This is a genomic window from Lacibacter sp. H407 (genome assembly GCF_037892605.1).
Taxonomy (GTDB): domain Bacteria; phylum Bacteroidota; class Bacteroidia; order Chitinophagales; family Chitinophagaceae; genus Lacibacter.
Map to the genome: position 1 here is coordinate 41,880 of NZ_JBBKTU010000002.1, position 19,725 is coordinate 61,604.

A 19,725-nucleotide genomic window follows, 5' to 3' on the forward strand; every position below is an offset into this window, starting at 1 on the left:
CAACTTTCAGAACACTTTGCTTATTGTCTATTGCCCATCGATCAAACTGCGTCTCGTTTGATTTTCGCTCCAAATAAAAGTTCAACCAGAATATTATAGATAAAATGAGCGATCATCGGTAACAGCAATCCTCCGCTGATCCATGCAAGAAACTGAAAGCCGATCGCAAATGGTATGATCTGGATGATCGCTTTTTCACCTTGCGTACCATGCCCAAACGCAAATACAATTGCACTGAGTGCGGCCGCCAGTATCCAGATATGATCCATGTAACCCATGATCATTTGAAACAACACGCCACGATAAATATATTCTTCGCAAAAACCCGCAACTACACAAGCCAACACCCACAACACACGTTCCAACCCGGTATCAGGTAAAATATGATGTAGTGTGCTGTCGTCTTTTTCGTTTGAAAATTTTTGAGATAAATAGGCGAGTAGTAATGCAACGCCAATCAATCCAATTGCTGCTGCAACAGACACAATTGTAAACTGGCTGGTAAATGAAATACTGATCTTTTCACTGCGGGCAGCAAAAAATGCAAGTACACAAAGAATGATCTGCATCAACATGCTTTGCAGGTACACCGGAACTTTCGCAATTTGTGCACCTTCCATTTCCGCTTCCATCTTGCGTATGTTTTTATAACTCAACGCTGTGAGAAACGGAAGACCGGCCGCAATGATTATCATAAACAATAAACTCATTTCTTCATCTCCTCCTTTGATCGCCTGATCAGTTCTTCATGTAATTGTACAATCTGTGGCAGTAGTAATTGCTGTTCGTTATTCTGCAATACAAAGTCGCAGAGCTTCATTTTTATACTGTCGTCCAGTTGATTGTTCATTCTTCGTTTCACCTCATCTGCTGTTACATTATCACGATCCATTACACGTTTGATACGAAGTGTGACGGGGGCTGTAACACCAATGATATTATCCAAACCTTCTGCTGTTCCGCTTTCAAACAACAGGGCAGCTTCTTTAATTACATAGGGAGCTGTTTGCTTACTGAACCACTCTTTTGCATCAGCAATGGTAACAGGATGAACAAGGCTATTCAGCAATTCCAGTTTTTCTTTATCTGTAAATACAATTGCTGAAAGATGTTTACGGTTCAGTTGCCCATCTTCGAAATACGTATCCTTACCGAAATGAAAAATGAGCTGTTGTTTTAACAGCTCATTTTTATACATCAGTTCTTTTGCGGCTTCATCAGCATAGTAAACAGGAATGCCCAGCACTTCAAGTACTTTGGCAACGGTGGTTTTGCCGCTGCCGATGCCTCCTGTTAATCCGATCTTCAACATTGTTTTAAGAAGCCGATAGCCGATAGTTGTTAGTCGTTAGCCCGATCCATGTTGACTATTCTGACTAATAACTACCGGCTATGTACTATCGGCTGAAGATTATTTTTTATCTGTAGCAACTTTGTTCAGCTGTGTTGTCCAATCCAAGCTGATAGAGCTGCGTTCAATTTTAATATAGCTGCCAGGGTTGATCTCTAATGAAAGCGTGCCATCTTCATTCACTTTGTTTACCACACCATGGATGCCGGCAATGGTTACAACTTTATCGCCCTTTTGCAGGTTCTCAATAAATGACTTTTGTTGTTTTGCTTTTTTAGCTTGCGGACGGATCATGAATAACCAGAATACTAAGATCATTAATCCAAGAAATACTAACTGGATGCTTCCGCCGCCGCCTTTGGGATCGCCTGCAAATAAGAGTAGTTCGTACATGTGTTTGTTTTTTATTTTTTAGGAAGTACTTCGCCTTCAAACAAAAGGCTGGTAATACCTTCTTTTGTGTTTGCTGAAACGGTAATATTTTTTGCTGCTTTACCTACACGGCCTTCGCTGTTAAACTCGGCAGTAATTTTTCCTTCTGCACCGGGAGCAATGGGCTCTTCCGGTTTTGATGGAACGGTGCAACCGCAACTTGCCTGTACATTGGAAATGATCAGGGGCTTGTTGCCGGTATTTTTGAAATGGAAGGTGATCACTACTTTTTCACCATCGGTTACTTTGCCGAAATTTTGTACTGAGTCGAGCCATTGAACAGTTGTAACTTCCGGAAGGTCTGTTACTGTTTGTTCTGTTGCTACGGGAGCTGCAGCATCAGTTGTTTGTTTGTCTGCATTTTCACAAGCTGTGAGGAATGCAATGAAGGTGGATAATAGAATCAAATGTTTCATATATATCTGTTTATCGGATTGCAAATGTAAAGGAAAGCGGTGATTATGATTTCTTAAAAGACACTTTATGCAGTTTGTTTTGAGCTGCCAGTTCTTTGTGGATGCTGTCAAGGATACCGTTTACAAAATGACCGCTTTGGGGGGTGCTGTAATCCTTTGCAAGGTCAATGTATTCGTTGATCGTCACCTTTGGCGGAATCGTTTCAAAGAAAAGAAATTCGCAAATACCCATGCGCATCAGGATCATATCCAATGCTGCTGTACGCTCCGGGTCCCAGTTCTGTAATTTGTCTTTGATGTATTCGTTACACACCTCTTCCTTTTCAATTACGCTTACCAGCAGGTCCTTTGCAAACTTGAGTTTTTCGTTGCTTACAAATTGCTGAAAATCGCCGGTATGAGGTTTCTGTAATAAATTCAGCATCAGGAGGTTTATCATTTCTGCATCATCTTCCCAATGGAGAAACCGTTCTTCAATAAACGAAACGAAATCGTCATTCGGCAGCATCAGATCGGTAAAAATGAATTCGAGAATATCTTTTTCATCTTTTTTCTCACGGCTTTCACGGCTGATGTATTGATGGTAAACATCCGACAATACCAATTCATTGTACAATTTCCGCACCCATTCTTCCATTCCCATCAATTCCGGCTTGATCTCCTTAACCACTGTGGCATAAGAAGGATGTTCCAATATTTGCCACAACACACGGTTGCCGGCAATTTTTGTATTGATGCTCAGATCTTTGGCCGTAGGCAAATGTTTCGATGCTTTTTGACGTGCATCTGTTTCTGCATAACGTGCAATTTCCGTTAATGTGTAAATCAGTACAACAAATAATTGTCTGCTTTGGTCTACATGCTTATCTAATGTGCGAATAGCTTCTAACTTGGTGATATCACCTTCTCTCGTAGAACAGGTGTACAATGTCTGCATCACCTTTACCCGTATGTTTCTTCTGCTGATCATTTATGAAAGAACTTGTTTAACAAACGGCAAAGATAAGCATTGGTTTCCCTTATATTTGATATTTACTATTTTTTTGATTTTACCGCAGCATTGTATCAAATAGCAATGCGATATGAAACCGGTTAAAACCTACCTAAAGCATGAAGAAATTTTTTTTTGGCCTCGCTGTAATTTGTTTCGTACAACTGATCAGTTCGTGTAATGGAAATAAAAGCAAGGCTGATTTAGCAGAGCAGGTACCCGTCCTCAATGCCAACCCGATTAAAGATAGAACGGTTAACAAGACAAGTGGAGCTGAAGAAGCAATGAAGATGGAGTTTGCAATGACCAAGGACGTAAAACTTGGTTATGTGCCGAGCGATCGTTTGGTTAGAGCGGTGGACAACGCATTGGCAGCCAGAAGATCGGGTGTTGTTAGCAGGGTGTCTGCTTTAAACTGGGTTGAGCGAGGTCCAAATAACAACTCAGTAGGTCCAAGTAACGGGAATATCAGGGGGCCATCAAATGATGCTGTAACGAGTGGTCGTATGCGTGCAATTTGGGTTGACCTGGCAGATCCCACCAATCAAACTGTTTGGATAGGAAGTGTAAGCGGAGGCTTATGGAAAACCAACAATATATCCATCAACCCCGCAAACTGGGTATTGGTGAATGATTTTTTAGGGAACCTCGCTGTTACAAGTATTTGTCAAGACCCTACCAACACAAACATTATGTATTTTGGTACGGGTGAGAAAACAGTAAATGCAGATGCCGTTCGAGGAGGTGGTATCTGGAAAAGTACAGACCATGGAGTTACATGGAATTTATTGCCAAATACAACAGGATTTTGGAACGTGTCAAGAGTGCTGTGTGATGCAGCAGGAAATGTATATGTAGCAACCATAGGCAATTTTGGTATTCAGCGATCAACAAATGGCGGTGCATCATGGACAAGCATTACACCAACCGGATTGACAACCAGAGTTACGGAAATGCGGATCAGCAATACTGGTCGTATGCATATAGTTTGCGGATATCGTAACAGTGGTACTTCAGGTTATCGTTATACCGATAATCCTTCAACAGTAACTGCAAATAGTTGGACCGAGCCTGTTACTACTTTTCCTACAGCGTATAATTCTGAACTGGCTGTTTCCGGCAACGTATTGTACGTATTGCCAGCTAACTCAAGTTATCGAACGCCAACGATTTATAAATCGATTGATGGAGGAGCTAATTGGGCGCAAACAACAACTTCACCTCCGGGAGGAGCCTCAGAGCCAACAATTAATGCAAGTCAAGGGTGGTTTGATCTGGCAATTGGCATTGATCCGACTGATCCTAATGTTGTAATTGCAGGTGGACTGAATTTTTATCGTACGTTAAATGGTGGTGAAACCTGGTCGCAAATTACCAGGTGGGTTGGTAATACGATCAACTATGTACATGCCGATCATCATTCAGTTGTTTGGAACGGTTCCCAGGTTTTGTTAGCAACTGATGGGGGTATATTTTATTCTATTAACAGTGGAACCAGTTTCGCAGACCGGAACGTTGGGTTACGAACCAAGCAGTTTTATTCTTGTGCTATACACCCTCTTACTACAAATTATTTTTTGGCTGGTACACAGGATAATGGCACCCATCAATTGACAACTCCCGGTCTTGGGGCAAGTATTGAAGTAAGGGGAGGAGATGGTGGTTTTGTACATATCGATGAAAACGAACCACAATTTCAATTCGGCTCCACCGTGTACAGTAATTATCTGAGAAGTATCAACGGTGGTGCGTCATGGACCGGAATTAATTATTCTGATCAGTTTGGCTTGTTTATCAATCCAACTGACTATGATGATATCAACAATAAAATGTATACAAGTGGAGGTTTAAATGCCGGCGGATCTTATATCCGATGGGAGGATCCACAGAATGGCTCCACGTTTAATTCAGTGTCAATTTCAGCAGGAACTTCAGGAGCAATTACCAATGTAAAAGTATCAAGCTACACAAATAACAGGGTCTTTTTCGGTTCTCAGGAAGGTAAAGTTGTGAAAGTTGACAATGCTCATTTAATGACGCCTGTTGTTACTAATATTACGGGATCTAATATGCCGGTTAATAACACCGTATCATGTGTAGAAACGGGCACAAGTGATAACAACCTGATCGCTACATTTTCGAATTACAGCGTAGCCCATGTGTTTGTAACGAACACAGGTGGGGGTGCAGCCGGATGGACAAATATTACAGGAAACCTGCCAGATATCCCTGTTAGATGGGCAATGTTTTATCCTGAAGACGATGATAAAGCTATTATAGCAACTGACATGGGGATTTTTGAAACAGACGATATTAATGGAAGTTCTACTGTTTGGGTTCAGAATACCACATTCCCGGTAGTTCGCACAAATATGTTTCAATACAGAAAGAGAGATGGAACATTGTTGGCGGCTACACATGGCCGTGGTTTGTGGACGGCTTCTCTTCCTATGTCTGTTCCCTTTGTACGATTTGCATCTACTTATAACTACAACAATGCTGTGGAAGCAACAACAGCAACAACCGATCTATGTAAGAGTTATAAGGATTATGTAGTTAATATGCGTGTAGATCAGGCTCCTGTTGGAGCTGCTACAATAACCTTGAGTGTTGCAGGTGGTACAGCAGTGCAGGGAGTTGATTTTGATTTTACAACGAATGGAAATTTTACTGCAGCAAGCAATGTTTTAACTTTCGCAAACGGATCCACAGCCGAGCAGCCAATTACTATCCGGGTGTATAATGATGCTGAAGTTGAAACAGAAGAATCGTTTACACTTTCTTATGTAGTAAGTGGAGTAACAAATGTGTTGGCCGCACCAAGCAGTCAGTCGTTCACATTCAATATCAGCAGCGACGATGCAGCCCCTGTAGTTCCAAGTTTAGGAGAAGTGACAGTGGGTTCAGGTAATTATGGAAGTTATGTACAACCGTTGCGTGGAAGTTTTGCGAAAGCAAGAAGTCAATACATTTATACAGCAGCAGAGCTTATAGCGGCTGGTGTTCAGGCAGGCGATATTACATCGCTTGGATTTAATGTTACATCAAAGGGCAGCACTACGCCTTTCACAGGGTTGACAGTTTCATTAAAAAATACTTCATCAACTATTTTATCAGGAAGTTTTGAAGCCGGAGCAACAGTTTGTTATACCGGTAACTATTCAACATTCCTGGGCGTAAATACACTCAATTTTAATGTTGCATCTTTTGGTTGGGATGGTGTTAGCAATTTATTGGTTGAGATTTGTTATAACAATATTGATAACGCAGTAACAGGCGACGATAATCTTGCTACAAATATTACTGCTGATCAAAAAGGAATATGGGGAAGGACAGCAACAGGTGTTGGGTGTGAGATCACAGGTGGCCTTTTCGGAAGTGTTGCCGGCACCTTCGTACGACCCAATATAATACTGCCATCAATTGTTGGAAACGCAATTGAAACAGTGGTCAATTCAGGAAAATTGGAAAATGTGGCCGGTAGTGGAACTTATAATTTCTACCGTCCCGTTACTAACAAAGTCATCAGTCGAATTTCTGGCGCTTCTGCAAGTCTGGGTTGTGTTACGTCCAACCTGTCGGCATCTGGCACAACCTGGCAATCGTTTTTTGCAGGCCCCCGTTCACAAAAAGTGGTAGATGTTGCTGTGTCAACCAATCCATCTGCAACATATACATTGTCGCTATATTTTACAGTTGCGGAATTAAATGGAAAAACACCAGGTGCGCTGAAAATTGCCGGAACAACTGCAGCAACGTTGGCAAATGCCGATGTTACCAATTCAACTGTTTATGCTACCAATTTTGTTACATATGGAGCAACAGGGTATGTGTTTACAGCAACAGTTACAGGTGCAGGTAAATTTTTCCTTGCAGAGGGAAATGTTACCTCCATCCGCAACCCAAGCCAACAGGAAAATTTTGTAAAACTGCTGCAAAACCCGATTAGCACAACTATTCCGCTGAGCATCGGTAATCAAAGCCGGGTAAATATTGAAGCAACTTTGTTTACTAATAATGGCCAATTACTGCAACGCTGGAACCTTGGTCGTGCAGATGGGAATCGTCAATTGCCATTAAGTGGGAAAGCATTACCTGCCGGTGTTTATATTCTCCGGATCGATGCCGGTACAAAAACACAAAGCCTCAAAGTAGTAAAGCAATAAATTAAAAACAGGAAGTCTGCCACGGCAGACTTCCTGTTTTATCGTTTCATTCAATCAATATTCATTCCATGCGTTTTTTTGTTCCGGTGATATGTTTTTTTTCATTGCTGCTGTTGAATTCCTGCGCCGGTAAAAAAGCAGTGATCAAACAGGTGTATGCGTACTCCAGTATTCACATGCCTGGTATTGCCATGAAAGATGAGAATGGGAATGAAATGCCTGCAAAAATTGATACCGTAACGGCTATTTATGTGGAGGCTGCAAGTAAGGATATTGTATGGGACAGTGCCTGGAGCAGCACCCAACAATTCAGTATATCACCTTATATGTTCACGGAGCAATCACTGGAACTGGGTGTTATGAAAAACAGTGGTGAAAAAGTTATCATCAGCAAAACTGATTCTGCAAATAAGATAATTCGTCTTACCCTTGAACCGGTTGAAACAAAAAACTTTATCGCTCCATCAAATCTTCAGTTACGAGAGATACTGTTTCGGGGAACATACAAAGGCAAAATAATTGTATGGAAAGCAGGTCCGGTAAAAGAGTTGGAAACTTTGCCTGCTTATTGAGAAAGGACAAACATGCAAATTTGTCTTTCTCCCTGCCAGATTTTTTCTGCTATTTTCAACTATTTCCGCCAATTCTGAAATTTTTACGCATTCTGGCGGGGTGGCACTGTATTCGCTTACCTTCGTTGCCCCCTGAAAAGGGCTTAATCAATTTCATTTCAAAACCAAAAAACGAATAATTATGGCTAAGAAGGTAAGTGTTACCCCTTTACATGACAGGGTAATTGTGAAGCCTGCTCCTGCTGAAGAAAAAACAGCTGGTGGTATCATCATCCCCGATACTGCAAAAGAAAAACCACAGCGTGGTACTGTAGTTGCTGCCGGTCCTGGCAAAAAAGACGAACCTGTTACCGTGAAAGTCGGCGATACGGTTTTGTATGGTAAATATGCAGGTACTGAAATCGCTATTGATGGCGATGATCTGTTGATCATGCGTGAAAGCGACATTCTGGCAATTGTATAATTTGAAAATTTGAAGATGTGCTAATGTGAAACCTTTAGCTGCTTCAAGTCTTCAATTCTCAAATTTTCAAATCAATTAATTTTCAAATTAACGTATTATGGCAAAGCAAATATTCTTCGATATTGAAGGAAGAAATAAGATGAAAAGAGGTGTTGACATTCTGGCCAACGCTGTGAAAGTTACACTCGGTCCAAAAGGACGTAACGTAGTGATCGAAAAGAAATTCGGTGCACCGGCCGTAACGAAAGATGGTGTTACTGTTGCAAAAGAAATTGAACTGGAAGATCCTATTGAAAATATGGGTGCACAAATGGTGAAAGAAGTAGCTTCTAAAACTGCAGACATTGCGGGTGATGGTACTACTACTGCAACTGTATTGGCGCAATCAATCATCAGCGAAGGTTTGAAAATGGTAGCTGCCGGTGCAAATCCAATGGATCTGAAACGTGGTATTGATAAAGCTGTAAGCCTGGTTGTTGCAAACCTGAAAAGTCAATCACAAACTGTTGGTAACGACAGCAAAAAAATTCAACAGGTTGCTTCTATCTCTGCTAACAACGATGAAACGATCGGTAAACTGATCGCAGAAGCGTTTGCAAAAGTTGGTAAAGAAGGTGTGATCACTGTTGAAGAAGCAAAAGGTACCGATACTACTGTTGATGTAGTGGAAGGTATGCAGTTCGATCGTGGTTATATTTCTCCATACTTCGTTACAAACAGCGAAAAAATGGAAGTTGAATTGCAGAACCCCTACATTCTTATCTATGATAAGAAGATCTCTGCAATGAAAGATATTCTTCACATTTTGGAGAAAGTTGCACAAAGTGGTCGTCCATTAGTGATCATCTCTGAAGATCTCGAAGGTGAAGCATTAGCAACATTGGTTGTAAACAAACTCCGTGGTACATTAAAAGTTGCTGCTGTAAAAGCTCCGGGCTTCGGTGACCGTCGTAAAGAAATGTTGACTGATATTGCGATCCTTACTGCAGGTACAGTTATCAGTGAAGAACAAGGTTACAAATTAGAGAATGCTGATCTTACTTATTTAGGCCAGGCTTCTTCAATTACAATTGATAAAGACAACACAACTATTGTTGGTGGCAAAGGCAAGAAAGCTGAGATCACTGCACGTGTAAACCAGATCAAAGCACAGGTTGAAAACACAACTTCTGATTACGATAAAGAAAAATTACAAGAGCGCCTTGCTAAGTTAGCAGGTGGTGTTGCTGTATTGTACATTGGTGCTGCTACTGAAATGGAAATGAAAGAAAAGAAAGATCGTGTTGACGATGCATTACATGCAACCCGTGCAGCGGTTGAAGAAGGTATTGTTCCAGGTGGTGGTGTTGCTTACATCCGTGCAATAGATGCACTGGAAGCAAAAGTTCGTGGACAAATTGAAGATGAGCAAACCGGTATGCAGATCGTTCGTCGTGCACTGGAAGAACCAATGCGTACATTAACTGCTAATGCAGGTATTGACGGTTCTATCGTTGTACAGAAGATCAAAGAAGGTAAAGGTGATTTTGGTTTCAATGCCCGTACAGAAGTGTATGAGAACCTGTTTAAAGCAGGTGTAATTGATCCAACGAAAGTAAGCCGTGTTGCCTTGGAAAATGCAGCATCTATCGCTGGTATGTTATTAACTACTGAGTGTGTAATTGCTGACAAACCAAAGAAAGAAGAAGCACACGCACATGGCGCTCCTGATATGGGGGGCATGGGTGGTTACTAAGCAAGTAAAAAGTGAGAAGTTGGAAGTACGAAGTACATTTTACACAATCACTTTAACTATCAGTAACAGCTTGAACATACAACCAAAGTCCTCTGGTAAAACAGGGGACTTTGCATTTCAATGATTCATCACGATTAAAAACATGCGACATGAAAAGAAGAAACATGCTTTTGCCGTTTATGCAGAAATTGAAACACAAATTGAGTCTGTTGATGCAACGTATCAGAAGAAGAGATGATGATTCGTTTGGCAATCCTTATATTATTTATTGAAACAAAAAAAATGTCCCGTTTTTTTGCGGGGCATTTTTATGTGAGATGATTTTTTACATCGACCAACCATCTTCTTTCTTAATTGTGAAGCTCTTGTGATTTACGATCAATTCGCAATCGGGAAAACGTTGTGCAATCGTTGTTAGATCGCTTAGATGTTGCTCCGGATCATCAACTCTTATCAGCAACATTCGCAGCGGATGATCTGCACGTAACTGCAACACGCCTTTGATACTGATGGATGTGCCATCGATATGCAACAGCTCCAGTCCTTTGATATTATTGAGGTGAGTCATCGCATCATCATCTATTTCATTGCAACCTTTCAGCCGCAGTTCTTTAATAAAGCTGAGTTTTGTGAGCAGTTGAATGCTGTAATTGGTGATCTCTGTTTCATCCAGATCAAGCATATTGATCGACTGCACATGCGTAACCATCATTTCAATCTGTTCATCGTCTACATGATTCCATATGCGGAAATTGACCCGTTCCAGATGTGTAGGAATACTGTCGGGAAGTTGAGGTTTGCTGAAATAAGCAAACGTTCCCCAGAACTGTTGTTCCTTCAGCTTTTGTTTTTTCTTTTTACGCACTTTAGTTCAGTTGTTATGCTGCCTGTTTCTTCAGCGTTAATTTCAATACAAAAAAACCAAGCAAACCAGCGACTAATGAAGAAAGCAGGATCACCAGTTTTGCATTATTGATGATCGTTTCATTCTCGAAAGCCAGCAGTGTAATAAAGATGGACATAGTAAATCCAATACCACCTAACAGACCAACACCGAAAATATGTTTCCAATTCAAATCGTCTGGTAATTTGCAAAGCCTGGTTGAAACTGCTACAAAGGTCAATGCAAAAATGCCAAGTGGTTTACCAACGATCAGTCCCAAAGCAATACCCATACTGTAATTTTCAGTAAGCGTTTGTGTAATGTCGCCGCTGATAATAATTGCTGTATTTGCCAACGCAAAAATAGGCAGTATTAGAAAGGCGACAGGTTTATGCAGGAAGTGTTGGAGGATGTAGGAAGTTGATTTCTCATCGCCATTACCAAAAGGAATCGCAAAAGCAAGTAACACACCGGTAATGGTTGCATGCACACCCGAGTGCAACATAAAATACCACATGGCTATACCACCCAGTAAATATGGTATCAGGTTTCGAACCTTCATTCTGTTCATCACCAGTAAACCAACAAATATTCCCAACGCAATAAACAGGTTGGTCCACAACAGTGTTTTTGTATAGAAGATGGCAATTACTAAAATTGCACACAGGTCATCGATCACAGCAAGAGCTGTTAGAAAAACTTTTAATGAAGTAGGAACTTTGTTACCCAGCAGCGACAAAATACCCAACGCAAATGCAATATCCGTTGCCATAGGTATACCTGCACCCGATTGTGTATTGGTTCCAATATTGAGTAAAAGATACAATCCCGCCGGTACAAGTAAACCACCCAATGCACCAAACATCGGCAGCAACGCATCTTTTGGGTTTGAAAGTTCTCCCTGGTAGATCTCTCTTTCTAATTCAAGGCCGATCAGCAAAAAGAAAACAGCCATCAATGCATCATTTACCCAATGCTCCACAGAAAGACCGGCGAAATTCGATTGCCAGAATGCATGATAACCTTCACCCCAGCCAGAGTTAGCGATCAATAATGAAACAACAGTACAGGCAATGAGTGTTAAACCTCCTGCTTTTTCACTTTCGAAGAAATCTTTAAATAGTTTAGTTGGATTCATTCGCTTCCATTTATCTGATGAGCGTGAATAATTTGTTTACACGTTGGAAATAAGCAGATGTATTACCGGATCAGGCGAAACTACTGAATTTCATGTAAGCGGGAATAGGAAGAGTAAGTTTGAATTTGTTTGTTTCAATGTAATAGCTGTGAAACAATTTGTTACCCCGCATTTTGAAAGGCTCCCTTCACGATCAAATACTGTGCAGAGGCATACGTAAGCATCACACATAAACCCAACAGCATGCTGCTGTATGCAAAAAGATTTACAGCCAGTAAAGAATCAGATATAACAAACAGCAATGCGCCAACAATGAAATAAGTGGCTGCCACATGATTTGTTTTTCGTCGCATGTTGATACTCATCAACAACATGGTTCCAATTGTAATGCCATACACTATAACTGGAATTTTTAACGCATCTAAATAAGGAAAGAGCATCCACAGAAAGAGAAGAATATACAGCAACACCGGAATACCGATCAATGGTTGAAACTGCAGCAATCCTTTTTTGCCCGGGTTACTGCGAATAAAATAAACGATGTAAAAAATATGTGCCAGTAAAAATGAGATCAGCCCCGGAATAAACATTCCTTTCATTTGCAATAACACATCACCGGCCCACGATAGAATTAATGCAGCAGCAATGAGATAGAAACCTGTACTGTTTCGCTTTGCTGAACTAAGATAAAAGCCGAGCAGAAGCAACGGCATCAGCAATGGTTTGGTAAACCATCGCCATTCCGGTTGTTGAAAATAAATCAGCAACAGTTCGCACACAACCACCAATGCATAGATGCGGAAAACGATGGTTGCCGATTGCTTCATCGATCAAAAATTAGTTTATGAGTTTGGGTTTCCAGAGATAGAATTTGCGAAGCGAGTCCATCACAACAGCACTATCAGCTAATGGACGGTTCACCTGTAATACTACACGATAAGTACTGCTGTCTTTTTGATTGACGCTTACATCAAACCCACGAATCTTCAACGCTTCGACACGTCTGTCGGCCGCAGCTTTTGCTTTGAACTGATCAACGATCAATTGAAACGATCCGCTGTTTACAGTGTTCTGCACTGGAGCAGGTGGGGGAGTAACAACCGTTGTATCAACCGCTGCAACTTGTGCCGTATCTAAAGGCGTGCTCGCCGTATCAACAGCAGGTGCAATGGTATCCATCGCTACCTCTTGTTCGCTTACTACCGGTTCTTGTGCAGTAGTTTTAAATTTTTGTATAGCAAGATAAACCCCGAAGCCAACCAATACCAACGCAACAAGGCTTCCGACCATGAGAATCGGTTTTTTTGAGCTCTTTCGTTCTTCATGTGAGAAATCAATCGCTGTTTCTCCATCGGCAACTATAGTACGGTCACGTACATGATCGGTATTGATGGAATCAATTTTTTCCAACGCAGGACTTCCCTGTTCAAATTGAAAATGATCATCTCTTGTTTTGGTGAGCGATCCAATGCCTTTGATCGGAAATGGTTTGCCAATATTGAGCAATTGCAATCCGCTGCTGATGTACGATTCAAGATCGCTCATCGCAAGCGGTTTCATTTTGCCGGTTTGCTGTACAAGGAACTGCAGCAGTTCATCGTTGAGTGGCGCATTACGGTTGGGGGTAAACGAAATGGTATTGCTCGGCCAGCCTTCTTCTTTTAATTCATATACGTTTACAGAAGGATCAAGATCAAAACGACCAAGCCCGGGAAGGGTGAGTGATTTCTCTTTATACAAGTACTGCGATAGAATGTCCTGGATTTTCACGGATAATTTTTTTCAAACATACTTAAAAAGCAGCTTTTCTCATACAAATTGCCGATTCAGCTTTGTAATACAGGCATTTACTTATACAAACCCGGTGATTTCGGTCGTTTCGGCAAATCTTCGCCAAATAAGCGCCATCACAGCCTGCTCTTGCCTACATTTGCAAAAAACAGTTGATGCTGTCAGAAGAGGAAAAAGAATTTATCGGGTGGTGGGAGAAAAACCGCAACGGCGAAAAAAAACTGATGAACCAGTTAATGGTGGGGTTGCCGCTCGGTTTAGCATTTGGGTTTCCGATGCTGTTGAGTTTTTTATTCAGAGGTTGGTTTAAACGGATGCCCTATGTTTCGGGTACGCAGTTCACATTGATATTGATCGCTGTATTATTGATCATTGTGTTTTACGCCATTTTTAAAATGCGTTTTAAATGGGAGATGAATGAACAACGCTATGCTGAATTGAAACAAAAAGAAAAAGTTGACGCAACGTTGCAGGAAAGCTGATTGTCATTACTGATAGCTGTTGCAAATGAATAAAATCAATTTATTATAAAATCTATATAAATTAAGTGATCATGAAGTATTTGTTATCGTTATTATCGGTTGTTGTGTTGTTGAGTGCATGTAAAAAGAAAGACGAAGGATGTGATGCTAAACCCGGCAATACATCCGCATCTGCACAGGAAGAGGCAATGGTTACAGAATATATTGCCGCTAATAATATTACGGGTGCTGTAGAACTGGGAAGCTCCGGATTGTATTATGTAATTGAAACGCCTGGCAACAGTAAAAAACCCGGGCTTTGCACCACAGTTGCGGTAAAATATGTGGGACGTTTAACAAACGGAACTATTTTCGATCAAACAACAGGCACCAATACAGCTGTTTTTTCATTGGCGAATTTGATCGAATCATGGCAGCGTACCATTCCATTGTTGGGCGAAGGTGGAAAGATCAAATTAATTGTTCCTCCGGCTTTGGGATATGGTGCTGCGGGATCATATAATTCCAATACAGGTCAATATACTATTCCACCGAATTCGGTTTTACTGTTTGATATTGAACTGGTAACGGTAGCCAGCTAAATTGCTGTGATATTTCACAAAGCTCCTGTAATTAAATACAGGAGCTTTTTTTGTTTTCATACTTTTGTAAAAACTCAATCGCTTGTCGTACGAACCTATTTCCGTTTTCGATATGTTTAAGATCGGTGTTGGTCCATCCAGCAGTCATACGCTGGGGCCATGGCGTGCCGCTCAACGTTTTGTGCAATCCATTCAAACAATACAACCGTTACAACAAGTGGCAACTGTGCGAGTGTTGCTGTATGGTTCATTGGCGAAAACGGGCAAAGGCCATGGAACAGATGTTGCCATTCAATTGGGTTTGTGTGGCGATGATCCTGTAACATTTGATGTTAACTCCATTGATGCCAAGATGCATGATATTGCTGCCATGAAAGAGATCGTGTTGGGCGGCAAGCATGAAATAGAATTCGATCCAAGAGAGGATATTGATTTTTTGATGAGTGAGAGTTTACCATTTCATCCCAATGCTGTTACATTTCTTGCTTCGTTCAATGATGGCACTTCTGTTGCTGAAACATATTATTCAATTGGTGGTGGTTTTGTAGTAAAAGAAAATGAATCAACTACCGGCCATGCACAGGTGCAGTTACCTTTCCCCGTTGATACAGCCGAAGATCTGTTGCATTGGTGTATGAAAACAGGCATGAGTATCAGTGAAGTGGTGATGGAAAATGAAAATGCATGGCGCACTGAAGACGATACAAAGCAAGGCGTACTCAACATCTGGCATGTAATGCATGAGTGTATGTACAAAGGTTGCCATACAGAAGGTTATTTACCGGGTGGTTTGAATGTGAAACGGCGTGGTGCCGGGTTGAATAAAAAATTACTACAGCAAAAACCTTATACAAATTTTCAGGAGTGGGTGGAAGCGATCCGTAGTGGTGGCAACGATTTTAAATACACCCTCGATTGGGTAAGTTGTTTTGCGTTAGCCGTGAATGAAGAGAATGCTTCGTTCGGACGAGTAGTAACTGCACCAACAAATGGTGCTGCCGGTGTTATACCTGCTGTGCTCATGTATTATGTTTGTTTCTGCAATGGAATGGATGAAGAAAAGATCATCCGTTTTTTATTAACTGCTTCCGAAGTGGGCAGCATCTTTAAAAAAGGTTCAACCATTTCTGCTGCAATGGGTGGGTGTCAGGCAGAGATTGGCGTATCAAGTGCAATGGCCGCAGCGGCACTCACTGAATGTATGGGTGGTACCCAGCGACAGGTATTGATGGCTGCTGAAATTGCCATGGAACATCATCTTGGTTTGACCTGCGATCCTATTGCCGGACTTGTGCAGGTACCTTGTATTGAGCGAAATACTATGGGCGCCATCAAAGCCATCACCGCTTCTCAACTTGCTTTACAAAGCACACCCGATTATGCAAAGGTTTCATTAGATGGTGTGGTAAAAACCATGTGGGATACCGCCAAGGATATGAATCACAAATACAAAGAAACTGCAGAAGGTGGACTGGCTATCAATATTTCCATTGCTCTTCCTGAGTGTTAAGAACCGTTAGTTGTTAAAAAAAACAAAATCAGCCAACAATTTTGGAGAAATGATGTTCTTTTGCAAACGAATTTAAAATTTGTTCAAAGGAGCAGGTTTTAGGCAGCAACTTTCTTTAACATAACGGTCAAATTAATGGCAAACAACCAGGCAGCGAAGGACCTGAAACGTCCGCTGCAACGCTTATTACAGGTATTGAACCTGGAGCGAAAGGAGATAGGTGCAATTTATTTTTACGCAATCCTTGCGGGTGTATTGCAACTGGCTATGCCGTTGGGTATACAGGCCATTATCAATTTTGTACTTGCCGGCCGTTTATCTACTTCCATTATTGTATTGATCATTCTTGTGGTGATCAGTGTTTTCTTTACCGGTTTGCTGCAGGTAAACCAGATGAAGATCATTGAGAAAATTCAACAACGGATCTTCACCCGTTATTCATTTGAATTTGCATGGCGTATTCCACGTCTCGATCTAAAAAAAATTGACCAGTACTATCTTCCTGAATTTGTCAACCGTTTTTTTGACACCATTAATCTTGAAAAAAGTCTCAGCCGTTTATTACTCGATATTCCGGCAGCATTGATACAGGTATTGTTTGGTTTGATCCTGTTATCGCTCTACGCCAATGTATTTATCATTTTTAGTTTGCTTGTTTTACTCATCTTGTTTTTAATTATCCGGATCACGTATGCCAGAGGCCTTTCTACAAGTCTCGACGAAAGTGAATACAAATATGAAGTGGCAGGATGGCTTGAAGAAATTGCACGAGTATTAAAGTCGTTTCAATTTTCACGTGGCTCTTCACTGCCGGTTGATAAAACCGATCTGCTCGTTACAAAATATCTGCATGCACGCACCAGTCATTTTCGAATTCTGCTGATGCAATACTGGTCGTTGATCGGTTTTAAAATTCTCATCACCGCCGGTATGTTAATTGTGGGTGCAGTGCTGCTTGTAAGCAATGAAATCAACGTGGGGCAGTTTGCTGCAGCTGAGATTGTGATACTGCTTGTATTGGCTTCAGTAGAAAAACTGATTCGCAGTTTAGATAAGATCTATGATATATTAACGGCTGTCGAAAAATTAGGAAAAGTAATTGACAAGCCGTTGGAACCGGAAGGCACATTGGGTCTTGATGCTTCATTGCAAGGAGTATCTATTCAAGTGAATAATGTAAGTTTCAGTTATAACGATCAGCGGCCAATACTCAATAATCTGTCGTTAAAAATTGGTGCAGGTGAAAAAGTATGTATCAGAGGCGGTGAGGGTTCGGGCAAATCAACCTTTTTAAAATTACTGACGGGTGCCTATTCTGATTTTGATGGGAATATTCTGATGAATGATGTCCCGCTTGGAAATTACAAACCGGTGCTATTGCGTTCCGAAACGGGTATTCTGTTTAACCGGCTGGAAATTTTTCAGGGAACCTTGTATGAAAATATTACGTTGGGCGATACAAACATCACCACCTCACAGATCAATGCATTGGCGGCAAAACTGGGTATCAGCGAATTTATTGCATCGCTCAAAAAAGGATTTGATACGGAAATTGATGCGGTAGGAAATCGTTTATCCAGTGCCGTTATTCGCAAAGTGTTATTGTTACGGGCGCTGGTATCAAGTCCGAAATTATTATTGCTGGAAGAACCATGGCTTGGCCTTGATCCCGAATGCCGTCGGCGAATTGAACAATATCTGCTTGAAGAGATACCGGCAACTACAGTGGTGGTGATCACAAACGATGATTCTTTTGCAAACAGGTGCAACCGTATTTTTTATATGCACGATGGAAAAGTTGTAAGAGAAGAACAACCCATTTCAAAACAGTAAGTAACAGCCCATGTCGTATCAGATTCTTACACCCGATATACAGGAAAAAGCAGGTAAACAGTTGAATTCGTTCAACGAAATTTACCGGCAGCATAAGAGCAGCCGTATCCGTAAATATTTCTATTTTATTATCGGAATTGTGATTGTGATTTTGTTTTTACCATGGACACAAAACATCCGTAGCAACGGAACTGTTACTACACTTCGCCAGGAGCAGCGGCCGCAGCAGGTAAACAATATTATTGCCGGACGTATTGTAAAATGGTGGGTAAAAGAAGGCGACTTTGTTAAGAAGGGCGATACGATTGTGCAGTTAGCAGAGATCAAAGATGATTACCTCGATCCGAATCTCTTGCAGCGTACCGAACAGCAATTGAGTGCCGAACAAATGACCATTGATTATTATGAAGGAAAAGTAAGTACAACCGGTCAGCAAATTGAAGCACTGGAAAACGAACGGGAATTAAAGTTGAGTTCAATCGATAATAAACTCATACAAACAAGAAGGAAAGTGCAGAGTGACAGCATGAAAGTGAGTGCGGCTACAAATGAAATGAATGTAGCTGATCGACAACTCGAAGGTGCAGTAAAAATGTATGAACAAGGTGTTATTCCCTTAACTGAATTTGAACGAAGGAAAGTGATGCATCAGAATGTGAATGCAAAAATGATCGGTGCACAAAACGATTTCAATAACAGCAAACAGGATCTATTGATTCTGCAATTAGAACGTAGTGCAGCCATTCAGGAATATGCGGAGAAAATTGCAAAAGCATCCGGCGATCGTTTTCAATCGCAATCGCAAATTGCAACGGGCCAGGGGAAAGTAGCGAAGCTGCAAAATCAATATGATAATTACAGGATAAGAAACGGACAATACTTTGTGTTGGCGCCGCAGGACGGGCAGGTGATCAAAGCTATGAAAGCCGGTATCAATGAAATGCTGAAAGAAGGTGATATGATCGTTGAAATTGTACCAAAGCAATATCAACTCGCAGTGGAAGTGTGGGTAAAACCAATGGATCTGCAATTGATTACTATTGGACAAAAAACACGCTTTATGTTCGATGGTTTTCCGGCAATTATTTTTAGTGGATGGCCACAGGCATCGTATGGAACATTTGGTGGTGAAATTGTAGCGATCGAATCAAACCTCAGCAGCAACGGTATGTTTCGTGTATTGGTAGCAGAAGATAAAAACGATCGTCCGTGGCCAACCAATATGAAACTCGGCACAGGTGCTGTAAATTTTACATTGCTGAAAGATGTATCGGTGTGGTATGAATTGTGGCGGCAGATCAATGGATTTCCACCGGATTATTATCGGCCGCAAACAACAGCCAATGGAAAAGAGGAGAAGCAAACGAAGTAAGGAATCACA

19 protein-coding genes are annotated in these 19,725 nt (G+C 41.2%); 10 read left to right on the top strand and 9 right to left on the bottom strand.

Annotated elements, in window-relative coordinates:
• Positions 1-41: 41 nt before the first annotated feature.
• The 5 genes from WG989_RS19505 to nusB all read right to left on the bottom strand — a co-directional run bounded on the left by WG989_RS19505 (position 42) and on the right by nusB (position 3,169).
• On the bottom strand, positions 42-695 hold the full coding sequence (locus WG989_RS19505; RefSeq protein ID WP_340431754.1) for a CPBP family intramembrane glutamic endopeptidase: 654 nt from the start codon (positions 693-695) through the stop codon (positions 42-44).
• Between the two features lie 11 nt (positions 696-706).
• On the bottom strand, positions 707-1,312 hold the full coding sequence (coaE, locus tag WG989_RS19510; protein WP_340431756.1) for a dephospho-CoA kinase: 606 nt from the start codon (positions 1,310-1,312) through the stop codon (positions 707-709).
• Positions 1,313-1,411: 99 nt separating this feature from the next.
• A complete protein-coding gene (gene yajC, locus WG989_RS19515) occupies positions 1,412-1,744 on the bottom strand; it encodes a preprotein translocase subunit YajC (RefSeq protein WP_340431757.1) in 333 nt (110 codons plus the stop codon).
• Positions 1,745-1,755: 11 nt separating this feature from the next.
• Positions 1,756-2,199, bottom strand: a complete 444-nt coding sequence (locus tag WG989_RS19520) for a DUF1573 domain-containing protein (RefSeq protein WP_340431758.1) — start codon at positions 2,197-2,199, stop codon at positions 1,756-1,758.
• 43 nt (positions 2,200-2,242) lie between these two features.
• Entirely contained in the window at positions 2,243-3,169 is a 927-nt protein-coding gene (gene nusB, locus WG989_RS19525) for a transcription antitermination factor NusB (protein ID WP_340431760.1), read from the bottom strand.
• 140 nt (positions 3,170-3,309) lie between these two features.
• On the opposite strand from nusB, the gene WG989_RS19530 reads away from it, so the two are divergent.
• The 5 genes from WG989_RS19530 (at position 3,310) to WG989_RS19550 (ending at position 10,398) form a co-directional block, all read left to right on the top strand.
• Positions 3,310-7,356, top strand: coding sequence for a T9SS type A sorting domain-containing protein (locus WG989_RS19530; RefSeq protein WP_340431761.1), 4,047 nt, complete (start codon positions 3,310-3,312; stop codon positions 7,354-7,356).
• A gap of 68 nt (positions 7,357-7,424) precedes the next feature.
• Positions 7,425-7,928 (top strand): hypothetical protein, encoded by a 504-nt coding sequence (locus tag WG989_RS19535; RefSeq protein ID WP_340431762.1) that lies wholly within the window; start codon positions 7,425-7,427, stop codon positions 7,926-7,928.
• Between the two features lie 181 nt (positions 7,929-8,109).
• Positions 8,110-8,391 (top strand): co-chaperone GroES, encoded by a 282-nt coding sequence (locus tag WG989_RS19540; protein WP_182801800.1) that lies wholly within the window; start codon positions 8,110-8,112, stop codon positions 8,389-8,391.
• Positions 8,392-8,488: 97 nt separating this feature from the next.
• Positions 8,489-10,126, top strand: coding sequence for a chaperonin GroEL (groL, locus tag WG989_RS19545; RefSeq protein WP_340431764.1), 1,638 nt, complete (start codon positions 8,489-8,491; stop codon positions 10,124-10,126).
• A 149-nt stretch (positions 10,127-10,275) separates the two neighbouring features.
• Positions 10,276-10,398: a hypothetical protein gene (locus tag WG989_RS19550; RefSeq protein ID WP_340431765.1), complete on the top strand. Its 123-nt coding sequence runs from the start codon at positions 10,276-10,278 to the stop codon at positions 10,396-10,398.
• Between the two features lie 53 nt (positions 10,399-10,451).
• Here WG989_RS19550 and WG989_RS19555 read toward each other — a convergent pair whose 3' ends face one another.
• The 4 genes from WG989_RS19555 to WG989_RS19570 form a co-directional block, all read right to left on the bottom strand.
• A complete protein-coding gene (locus WG989_RS19555; protein WP_340431767.1) occupies positions 10,452-10,991 on the bottom strand; it encodes a hypothetical protein in 540 nt (179 codons plus the stop codon).
• Positions 10,992-11,004: 13 nt separating this feature from the next.
• A complete protein-coding gene (nhaA, locus tag WG989_RS19560; protein ID WP_340431768.1) occupies positions 11,005-12,147 on the bottom strand; it encodes a Na+/H+ antiporter NhaA in 1,143 nt (380 codons plus the stop codon).
• Positions 12,148-12,308: 161 nt separating this feature from the next.
• On the bottom strand, positions 12,309-12,974 hold the full coding sequence (locus tag WG989_RS19565) for a lysoplasmalogenase (protein ID WP_340431770.1): 666 nt from the start codon (positions 12,972-12,974) through the stop codon (positions 12,309-12,311).
• Between the two features lie 10 nt (positions 12,975-12,984).
• On the bottom strand, positions 12,985-13,917 hold the full coding sequence (locus WG989_RS19570) for an SPOR domain-containing protein (protein ID WP_340431771.1): 933 nt from the start codon (positions 13,915-13,917) through the stop codon (positions 12,985-12,987).
• Positions 13,918-14,093: 176 nt separating this feature from the next.
• Here WG989_RS19570 and WG989_RS19575 point away from each other — a divergent pair, with 176 nt between their 5' ends.
• The 5 genes from WG989_RS19575 (at position 14,094) to WG989_RS19595 (ending at position 19,716) form a co-directional block, all read left to right on the top strand.
• Positions 14,094-14,420: a hypothetical protein gene (locus tag WG989_RS19575; protein ID WP_340431772.1), complete on the top strand. Its 327-nt coding sequence runs from the start codon at positions 14,094-14,096 to the stop codon at positions 14,418-14,420.
• Between the two features lie 71 nt (positions 14,421-14,491).
• A complete protein-coding gene (locus WG989_RS19580) occupies positions 14,492-15,001 on the top strand; it encodes an FKBP-type peptidyl-prolyl cis-trans isomerase (protein ID WP_340431774.1) in 510 nt (169 codons plus the stop codon).
• Positions 15,002-15,083: 82 nt separating this feature from the next.
• The gene (locus WG989_RS19585) at positions 15,084-16,511 is read left to right on the top strand and encodes an L-serine ammonia-lyase (protein WP_340431775.1); all 1,428 of its coding nucleotides are present in this window, start codon (positions 15,084-15,086) and stop codon (positions 16,509-16,511) included.
• Between the two features lie 135 nt (positions 16,512-16,646).
• On the top strand, positions 16,647-18,344 hold the full coding sequence (locus WG989_RS19590; RefSeq protein ID WP_340431776.1) for a peptidase domain-containing ABC transporter: 1,698 nt from the start codon (positions 16,647-16,649) through the stop codon (positions 18,342-18,344).
• Positions 18,345-18,354: 10 nt separating this feature from the next.
• Complete coding sequence (locus WG989_RS19595; RefSeq protein ID WP_340431777.1) at positions 18,355-19,716, top strand: HlyD family secretion protein; 1,362 nt, start codon at positions 18,355-18,357, stop codon at positions 19,714-19,716.
• Positions 19,717-19,725 lie beyond the last annotated feature (9 nt).

Bases quoted from the DNA above. Each gene is read 5' to 3' on its own strand.
- coaE (WP_340431756.1), bottom strand. From the start codon at position 1,312: ATGTTGAAGATCGGATTAACAGGAGGCATCGGCAGCGGCAAAACCACC.
- WG989_RS19520 (WP_340431758.1), bottom strand. From the start codon at position 2,199: ATGAAACATTTGATTCTATTATCCACCTTCATTGCATTCCTCACAGCT.
- WG989_RS19595 (WP_340431777.1), top strand. From the start codon at position 18,355: ATGTCGTATCAGATTCTTACACCCGATATACAGGAAAAAGCAGGTAAA.
- WG989_RS19575 (WP_340431772.1), top strand. From the start codon at position 14,094: ATGCTGTCAGAAGAGGAAAAAGAATTTATCGGGTGGTGGGAGAAAAAC.
- groL (WP_340431764.1), top strand. From the start codon at position 8,489: ATGGCAAAGCAAATATTCTTCGATATTGAAGGAAGAAATAAGATGAAA.
- WG989_RS19505 (WP_340431754.1), bottom strand. From the start codon at position 695: ATGATAATCATTGCGGCCGGTCTTCCGTTTCTCACAGCGTTGAGTTAT.
- WG989_RS19590 (WP_340431776.1), top strand. From the start codon at position 16,647: ATGGCAAACAACCAGGCAGCGAAGGACCTGAAACGTCCGCTGCAACGC.
- WG989_RS19540 (WP_182801800.1), top strand. From the start codon at position 8,110: ATGGCTAAGAAGGTAAGTGTTACCCCTTTACATGACAGGGTAATTGTG.
- WG989_RS19565 (WP_340431770.1), bottom strand. From the start codon at position 12,974: ATGAAGCAATCGGCAACCATCGTTTTCCGCATCTATGCATTGGTGGTT.
- WG989_RS19580 (WP_340431774.1), top strand. From the start codon at position 14,492: ATGAAGTATTTGTTATCGTTATTATCGGTTGTTGTGTTGTTGAGTGCA.
- yajC (WP_340431757.1), bottom strand. From the start codon at position 1,744: ATGTACGAACTACTCTTATTTGCAGGCGATCCCAAAGGCGGCGGCGGA.
- nusB (WP_340431760.1), bottom strand. From the start codon at position 3,169: ATGATCAGCAGAAGAAACATACGGGTAAAGGTGATGCAGACATTGTAC.
- WG989_RS19550 (WP_340431765.1), top strand. From the start codon at position 10,276: ATGAAAAGAAGAAACATGCTTTTGCCGTTTATGCAGAAATTGAAACAC.
- WG989_RS19535 (WP_340431762.1), top strand. From the start codon at position 7,425: ATGCGTTTTTTTGTTCCGGTGATATGTTTTTTTTCATTGCTGCTGTTG.
- WG989_RS19530 (WP_340431761.1), top strand. From the start codon at position 3,310: ATGAAGAAATTTTTTTTTGGCCTCGCTGTAATTTGTTTCGTACAACTG.
- nhaA (WP_340431768.1), bottom strand. From the start codon at position 12,147: ATGAATCCAACTAAACTATTTAAAGATTTCTTCGAAAGTGAAAAAGCA.